8 protein-coding genes are annotated in these 8,292 nt (G+C 41.0%); 3 read left to right on the forward strand and 5 right to left on the reverse strand.

What is annotated here, in order from left to right:
• Nucleotides 1-4: 4 nt before the first annotated feature.
• From FHS10_RS22960 to FHS10_RS22980, 5 genes are all read right to left on the reverse strand, one after another.
• Nucleotides 5-2,113 carry a bifunctional aldolase/short-chain dehydrogenase gene (locus tag FHS10_RS22960; protein WP_259095619.1) on the reverse strand — a complete coding sequence of 703 codons (2,109 nt, stop codon included), beginning with the start codon at nucleotides 2,111-2,113 and terminating at the stop codon, nucleotides 5-7.
• A gap of 124 nt (nucleotides 2,114-2,237) precedes the next feature.
• Entirely contained in the window at nucleotides 2,238-3,317 is a 1,080-nt protein-coding gene (gene rhaT / locus FHS10_RS22965) for an L-rhamnose/proton symporter RhaT (RefSeq protein WP_259095621.1), read from the reverse strand.
• Nucleotides 3,318-3,525: 208 nt separating this feature from the next.
• Nucleotides 3,526-4,122 (reverse strand): mobile mystery protein B, encoded by a 597-nt coding sequence (locus tag FHS10_RS22970; RefSeq protein ID WP_259095623.1) that lies wholly within the window; start codon nucleotides 4,120-4,122, stop codon nucleotides 3,526-3,528.
• Nucleotides 4,113-4,577, reverse strand: coding sequence for a mobile mystery protein A (locus FHS10_RS22975; protein ID WP_259095624.1), 465 nt, complete (start codon nucleotides 4,575-4,577; stop codon nucleotides 4,113-4,115). Before FHS10_RS22975 ends, FHS10_RS22970 begins: the two co-directional genes overlap by 10 nt.
• A 123-nt stretch (nucleotides 4,578-4,700) precedes the next feature.
• Nucleotides 4,701-5,531, reverse strand: a complete 831-nt coding sequence (locus FHS10_RS22980; protein WP_259095625.1) for an alpha/beta fold hydrolase — start codon at nucleotides 5,529-5,531, stop codon at nucleotides 4,701-4,703.
• 232 nt (nucleotides 5,532-5,763) lie between these two features.
• Between FHS10_RS22980 and FHS10_RS22985 the strand changes: the two genes are divergently transcribed.
• From FHS10_RS22985 to FHS10_RS22995, 3 genes are all read left to right on the forward strand, one after another.
• Nucleotides 5,764-6,591 (forward strand): N-acetylmuramoyl-L-alanine amidase family protein, encoded by an 828-nt coding sequence (locus tag FHS10_RS22985; protein ID WP_259095627.1) that lies wholly within the window; start codon nucleotides 5,764-5,766, stop codon nucleotides 6,589-6,591.
• Between the two features lie 177 nt (nucleotides 6,592-6,768).
• Nucleotides 6,769-7,434 (forward strand): hypothetical protein, encoded by a 666-nt coding sequence (locus FHS10_RS22990; protein ID WP_259095629.1) that lies wholly within the window; start codon nucleotides 6,769-6,771, stop codon nucleotides 7,432-7,434.
• Between the two features lie 102 nt (nucleotides 7,435-7,536).
• On the forward strand, nucleotides 7,537-8,181 hold the full coding sequence (locus FHS10_RS22995) for a hypothetical protein (protein ID WP_259095631.1): 645 nt from the start codon (nucleotides 7,537-7,539) through the stop codon (nucleotides 8,179-8,181).
• Nucleotides 8,182-8,292 lie beyond the last annotated feature (111 nt).

Here is an 8,292-nt window from a genome sequence, read left to right on the forward strand (position 1 = left end):
GCCCCTACCTTACAAACGCCATTGCCACACCGCCATCAACATTCAACACGTTGCCGGTTGATTTGTTGAGCAGGCCGCCGGTAAAGGCGAAGCAGGCGTTGGCAATATCGGCCGGTAATATTACCTCGTTCAACAAAGTACGTTTGGCGTAATAAGCAGGCAGTTCGGCCACGGTAATACCGTAGGCCTTAGCCCTACCTTCGGCCCAGCCGCCAGCCCAGATGTTGCTGTCGCTGATCACTGCATCCGGGTTCACCACATTTACGCGGATATGATCGGCACCTAACTCGGCAGCATTTAAACGGCTCAGGTGTAATTGCGCCGCTTTTGCAGATCCGTAACCGGCATTGTTTGGTCCGCTTACTAAGGCGTTTTTACTTACAATGTTGATGATATCGCCACCAATAGCCTGTTTTTGCATGATACCTACGGCCGCCTGGGTAATAAAAAACTGGCCTTTTACCAACACGTCGTATAACAGGTCCCAATCTTTCTCGGTATGATCACCTATAGATTTAGAGATAGAAAGTCCGGCGTTATTGATCACAATATCCACCCCGCCAAAAGCCAGGGCAGCAGTATCTAAAGCAGCACTAATTTGCTCGCTGTTGGTAACATCAAGCACCGCGGTGGCGTATGAATCTTTGCCATATAGTGCTTTAAACTCTTCGCCGGCAGCATCTAAACGCTCGGTGTTCATATCGTTAAGGATCACAACAGCTCCTTCATCAACAAACTTTTTGGCAATAGCTTTACCTATGCCACCTGCGCTACCGGTGATCAGTGCTATTTTGCCCGATAAAGCTTTTGGTTTTGGCATACGCTGTAGTTTAGCCTCTTCCAATAACCAGTACTCGATATCAAATGCCTCCTGGCGGGGTAATGAAGTGTATTCTGATATGGCTTCCGCACCCTTCATCACATTGATAGCGTTAGTATAAAACTCGGCAGCAACGCGGGCGGTTTGTTTATCTTTTGAAAAAGAGAACAAGCCTACGCCGGGATATAAAATGATAACCGGGTTGGTATCACGTATGGCCGGGCTGTTATCGTGTTTGCAGGTATTGTAATAATCAGTATACATTTGGCGGTAAGCCTCAAATGCAGGGGTAAGGCGTTCCTGTAATGCTTTTACATCACTTAGGTCTTCGCCGGGTTGCAGATCCAATACCAGGGGACTGATCTTTGTTCTCAAAAAGTGATCCGGGCAACTGGTACCCAAAGGGGCCAGGCGATCAAGATCGTTGGAGTTGATAAATTCCAGTACACGGGCATCATCAGTAAAATGACCAACCATGTGTTTTTGGCTTGAGCAAAAACCGCGCAGGATAGGGGCAATTGCTGCAGCCTGTTTTTTGCGACCGGCCTCATCAAGGCTTTCAATTTTCTGTCCGCCAAAAACGGGGGCTTTTTTGCCGTAATTTTCTTCCAGGTATTCGGCACATTTTTCAATAACCTCTAAAGTGTTGATATAGCTTTCGTAAGCCGTATCGCCCCAGGTAAACAAGCCGTGCGAGCCCAGCATAATGCCACGGATGCCGGGGTTTTCATCCAGGCATTGTTTTAATTGCAGGCCTAATTCAAAGCCCGGTTTTTTCCACTCCACCCAACCAATGGTGCCGCCAAACAATTCCTGGGTTATTTTTTTACCATCTTTTGCTGCCGCGATAGCAATGGCCGCATCGGGGTGCAGGTGATCAATATGCGCGAAAGGTAAAAAGCCGTGAAGTGGGGTATCTATTGATGGAGCTTTGGATGCCAGGTCATAAATACAGTGGTTAAACAGTTCAACCATTTCATCCTCATGCTCCACGCCGCGATAAACATTTTTAAGGCTGCGCAGGCGATCAACGTAAAGGGCAGCCAAACCGCTTTTTTTCAAGGTGCCAATGTCGCCCCCCGATCCTTTGATCCACATTACTTCCACTTCGGAACCGGTAAGCGGATCTTTGCTCATTACTTTGCAGGAGGTATTGCCCCCGCCATAGTTGGTTAACCGTAAATCGGCACCTAATAAGTTTGATCTATATATTAATAATGCAACTTCATCGCCCGCGAGTTCGGCCGCTTTTGCATCGTCCCACAGGTAGCTTACATGCTTAAATTGTGACATATTTAATTATTGAATTACTGAATTATTGAGTTAGTGAATTATTTATTTTTTGAATTACTGAATGCAATTATTGATAAAACTATTGAAGCTCAATCAATAATTCAGTCAATCAATAATTCAATAATTATTTTAGCGAGTTACCATAACCTACTACCAAAACTGATAGTACAATTACAGCTATACCCGCTATTACAGTGGTAAACGCTTTTTTGCTTACGCCTTTCCACTCTTTTAATACCAAGCCCCAGGTGTTTGCTACCAGGATAATAAAGGCCATGTGCAAAATCCAGGAGCTGGCACCATTACCCATTTTACTTTCACCCATGCCATAAAAAAAGAACTGCAAAAACCAGGTGGTGCCTGCCAATGCTGCAAAAATGTAGTTTTTAAGCAATGGCGTTTTTTTATCGGTATAGTTACTAAACGTTTTGTTGCGTGCATTTAGCACCATACACCATATAAAGTTGGTTGTTAAACCACCCCATAGTATAATAATATAGGTAACATTGTTTTGAAACAGAAAGTTTCCCTGCCCCGGGTGCCCGGCTTGCCAAATTTGATTGGCGGTATCGGCCATTGATTTACCGGCTTCAATGCCGAAGTTGAAACAGGCGCTTAATATGCCCGATACTACAGCCACCAGGATACCCAGGCCAAATTTGTAATCTTTATTTTCCTGGGCTATGGTTTTATCTGCTGATAGCTCCTTTTCCTTAAGCATGCCGGCCCTGCCGCAGATCACGATTCCCGCAACACATAACAGCAAACCTACTAATACAAACTGGCCCCATTGGTTATGTAGCATCATGCTTAAGGTATCCTTGCCCACTTTAGGGAAAAGATCATAATATACCGATGGGATCAATGCGCCAAATACGGAGCATAATCCCAGTATAATAGTGCTGCCCAATGATACCCCTAAATATCGCACCCCCAAACCATAAGTAAGGCCCCCTATACCCCAAAGCAAGCCCATTAGGTACGTCCACCCGATGATGGATGCATTGGTGTGGCTAATAATATCTGCAAAGCCCGGGATAGTTAACCATGCAGCCAGCGGGGGTACAATGAACCACGAAAAAATGCCACCTACTATCCAGTAGCTTTCCCAGGCCCATCCTTTAATTTTTTTGTAGGGGATGTAAAAACTCCCCGAGGCAAAACCGCCGATGAAATGGAAGAACACTCCAAAAATTACTTGCATACTCTTAATTGGTTTATATATTGGTAAAGCTAATTTAGGAGATATAAATTAAGGAACTATCCTTGTCTGTCATGAATTTGGGGGGATGAGGTTCGGGGAGTGGGTGGTGAGGTTCGGGGAACTGTTTTGTGTAAAGACGCAATATTTTCCGTCTCGCGCTGTACATAGCGGTTTTACAGGTGCAATGGCATAACCGATTGGATTGGTTTTAAGATCGGGCAAATAACATCAATAATCCGATATCACCATTATCAGCCTTACGAATTGCCCTTAGATATTGTTCGCGCGCTTCATCGGCTTTAATGAGGTTTGAGCTTCCCCATGAGTATACGGGCTCATTAAAAATATGTTCAATTAAAATATCGGCTATCAACCTGGAGTGACGGCCATTGCCGTTAGCGAAACAATGGATTTTAACTATGCGATGTTTAAAGCGAATGGCGATTTCGTTGGGAGGATAAATGGCATTTTTGATCCAAAATTGGGTGTCATCTAATAACGTCCTTAATTCTATACTCACGTGGAAACGATCTACGCCAATATTTTTATTGGTGTTTCTGAATTTGCCAGCCCAGGCCCAGGTATCACCAAACATACGGCGATGCAGTTCCTTTACAAATTTTTCGGTTAGTATTCTGCCGGGGTTAAATTTTCTTGTTAAAGTCCACTCAATGGCTTTTTGAATATTGAGTTGTTCAAACTCATCCAATTCTGCACGTGTAGTAATGGTAGTAATAAGCAAACCCTCTTTTTCCTCTTCATCTAAAGGGGTTTGCCCATCCTGGTATTCAAAGTTTACTCCCATAGGTATTTTGGCAGCTCGGCTTTGATCTCTTCCGTTTTTTCCTGTATTGCTTTTTCTATTCTCTCGCCCGAGTTTTCCTGGTCTTCCAGTTTCATTGAGTTAGATGTTCGTAACACAATTTTTTTGGCAAGCTCTTTAGCCCGTTTTTCAATCATTAATTCGATAGAGCCATCCTTAGGAATTATTCCATACACCAGTTTCATATCTAAGGCATTTGCGGCCTCCCGCAAACGGTTTAGCGTAATGGTACCCATAGCTTCCCGCATTTCCAGGTCGTTTGCACTTTGGGGAGTAATATTTAAACGGTTCCCTAATTGCTGTAAAGTCATTTTAAGCGATACCCGTACAGCATTCAACCATCCCTTTGATGGTACAATAACATTTTCAACAGATTGAAAAACGTTAAGCTTTTTATCCATCTGCTCTATAACCAACTGTTGCTTCCTGTTTTTCATGTTCTTATTGATAATTATAAACAAAAATAAGTCTATAGTCTTAAATAAGCAAATTTATTTAATACTATAGACTTATAAAATTAAATATTTATCAGCTTATAGGCTGATAAACTGTTGGGTCAATTACCGTTTATTAAACGGTTGTTGAAAAAAGTCGTCAACTATTTTATTGAACTCGTCCTTATGTTCGATAAGGGTAGGGTGACCAGAGTTGGGCACTATCCACAGATATGCTTTCGGAATGCCCTGGTAAATTTGAACGGTGTGGGGTACCGGGATCACATCATGATCGCCACCTATGATTAGGGAAGGGCATTGGATCTTTCTCAGTTCGGGAAGGGTGATGTTAGGTTGCAGCCAGTCGAGCATGAATATCTTCCAGTCGTTTTTTTCTTTGGCGGTTTTCCAAACGGTGTTCTTATCTTTTTCAAATTGTTTTTGCTCGTCTTTCCAGTATTGGGGCACAATCCCGGTCGAGTCGGGCCACAGGTTAGCACCAGTTGATGCCAGTTTAATTACTTTTTTGGGGTGACGCATGGCCAGTTCCAGCGCGTTGATGCCACCATCGCTCCAACCTATTACATATGCCGAATCTATATGCATTACATCAAGCAGCCCGGCAAAATCATCGGCCATCTGCTCAAAGCTCAGGGAGTCCGCAGAGTCAGTCGATTTGCCATGGGCACGGCTATCAACAGCGATAACTTTATATTTTTTAGCAAAATAGGGGATGTTGTTTGAAAAGGCTTCAATACTGCCACCGTTGCCATGGATAAGCAATAAGGGCTTGCCGCTGCCATAAGTTTCGGCATATAGCTTTATGCCGCGCACATCGTAATATTTGCCGGCTGTGGCATTTTTACCATATACTATTGATTTTTCCTGGCTGCAGCCTACTTGTATAAAAGCAATAAAAAGTACGGCGGCAATAAAAAGTGTTTTTAATGGCATCATAACTTATGATTAGCGGGTTACGTTTAAGCTTTAAATATAAAATTTAAGACCTGTATTTATGCGAATTTTAGCGGTGCGATGGAAATTATCAAACTAATAAAGCTAACTCACTAACTAATACTACCTTTGCGAAACTTAATTAAATATAAATTTAAACTATTGCACCAAACAATATGTTAATTATATCCTTTATGGATAAAATGTTTGTTGTGCCAATATATACTTGTTGTTCATGCCTGCCATCTGCCTAAAAAATACCTATACAACTACCCTTGTTTATTTTATTGTTAGTCTGTTTGCTGTAAACAATTCATTTGCGCAACAAAGCAACGGCACCCAATCCGTTACCAATCATTTTAAATTTAAAACGGTGATTATCGATGCCGGGCATGGTGGTAAAGATCCTGGCGCACATGGTGCTACGTCAAAAGAAAAAGATATCGCGCTGAACATAGCCAAAAAACTTCGCGATTTGATCAATAACGAGATGCCGGGTATTAAAACCGTAATGACCCGGAGTACCGATGTTTTTATTGAGCTGCACAAACGTACTGAAATTGCCAACAGCAACCATGGTAACCTGTTTATATCCATCCATTGTAATTCAACCCCGCAAAAAAGGGCAACAGAGCATGGCACACTTGTATTGGTATATGGCTTTCACCGTAGTGAGGAGCAACGCGAGGCTCTTAGAGAAAATGCATCTATCTTTATTGAAAAGGATTATAAAGAGAAGTATAACGGTTATGGGGATGACGGCGTGGTGAACACCATTGTACTTAATGCCTTTCAACAAAAATATCGTAAACAAAGCATCCATTTTGGCGATATGATAACCCACGAGCTTAAAAAAGCTGATGGCCGCCACACTTACGGTGTAAAAGAACAAGGTGTACTGGTACTGGCCCAAAGCGGCATGCCCGCGGTGCTGGTTGAAACCGGGTTTATTAATAACCCGGCCGACGAAGAATATCTAAACTCAAAAGACGGGCAATTTGAAATTGCCACATCTATATTAAAATCCCTTAAAAAATACAGGGATAGCCTGGAGGGCAGATAGGTTAATCGCATTCCCGCTACACCTCCATTTCAATTTATCTTCACCGATATAAAACCTGATTTAACGCCGCGTTAAACCTTATATTATTCAGATAAATATTTATTTAATAATAGTTAAATTGATAAAATAACGAAAAATAATTGCCGTTATCCTTGCTCAATAAACTATTATTCACAAATGAAAAAAATCCTATTTTTAATCCCTGCATTTTTACTGGCTTTTCAAATTTCAAAAGCCCAAACCGAAAAAGGCTCACAAACACTGGGTGTTAACCTGAATTTCAGTTATCAAAAGTCTGATAACTTGTCAATAAATCCGTCTGATAATTCGTCGGTAAATGTGGTTAATAAATATACCTTATTTGGTGTTGCTCCTACTTACAGCTACTTCATCGCCAATAAATTAGACATTGGGGCAACACTTGGCTATGATTATCTTCACTTTGATAATGGCGATCAAAGTTATCCGCAAACCCGGCATGAACATGATTATACTGCTTCTATATTTTTAAGGAAGTATTTGATGTATAACGAAAAGTTTGGCATTCGTACAGGACCGTACCTTACTTATGTTAGATTTGACAGCAAGGATACCTATCCGGCAAATTCCTCTATCAATAATACCACCAGTAAAAGTGACAGCTATCTTGCCGGAATAAACTTGGGACTTGTTTATTACCCATCAAAATGCCTTGGTTTTGCAGCAAATTTGGCTAATCTGAGCTATAGCCACGTTAAAACGGACAGCGGTGTTAATGGGCACGGAAAAACCGATAATGTTAATTTCAATTTTATTAGCAATAACATCGGTATCTCGGTATTTTATGTATTTGGGGCCAAATAGTCATTAAACATACAGGCAAATCTTATTGGTTTGCCTGTAATAATTGCCATCCCCCGTAAAAAAAAAGTATCCTGCAAAAATCTTAACGAACTATTATCACAAATGAAAAAAATCCTGTTTTTAATCCCTGCCTTTTTATTGACTTTTCAAATTTCAAAAGCCCAAACCGAAAAAGGTTCACAAACCTTAGGTATTAATTTAGCTTTAGGGTATAGTAAACAAAGTAACCCTAATCTAAATGGTAATAGTAATGCTTTTACCAATACTGAATTAAAGTACCTGAATTACACTATTGGTCCAACTTACAGCTACTTTATTGCAGATAAGCTGGATATTGGCGGGAGCCTATTTTATTCGAACAATAGAAGTGATTATGCCGACAATTCTACTGAGCGTTATCATTCTTATGGAGCCTCGGTTACGTTAAGGAAATATCTGATGTTTAACCAATATCTTGGTTTTCGTGCGGGGCCTCAATTAAGTTATGCAAGATCTGTCCAAAATACTAACGGAGGCATTTATTCGTCAGACGGTACTACTAATAGTTATACGGGTGGCGTAAACCTGGGCTTTGTTTATTATCCAATAAAGCGTATGGGGTTATCTGCTATCCTTGCAAGTTTAAACTACAATCACAGCAGTACTTTGTATAGCAATGGTTTGCACGGCAAAACAGATAATTTAAATTTTGCCTGGGTTAGCAATAACCTTGGTCTATCGGCATTTTACATTTTCGGCGGTAAATAGCTTTTAACCTTGTATTACGAGGCTGTATCATAAATCATGATCAGCCTCTTTTTTATTACTAATGTTTTATTGCTGTAAATTCAAATATCTATTTATTGTTTAATTTGTTTT

Origin of the sequence: Mucilaginibacter dorajii (assembly GCF_024808255.1) — a bacterium.
Classification (GTDB): domain Bacteria; phylum Bacteroidota; class Bacteroidia; order Sphingobacteriales; family Sphingobacteriaceae; genus Mucilaginibacter; species Mucilaginibacter dorajii.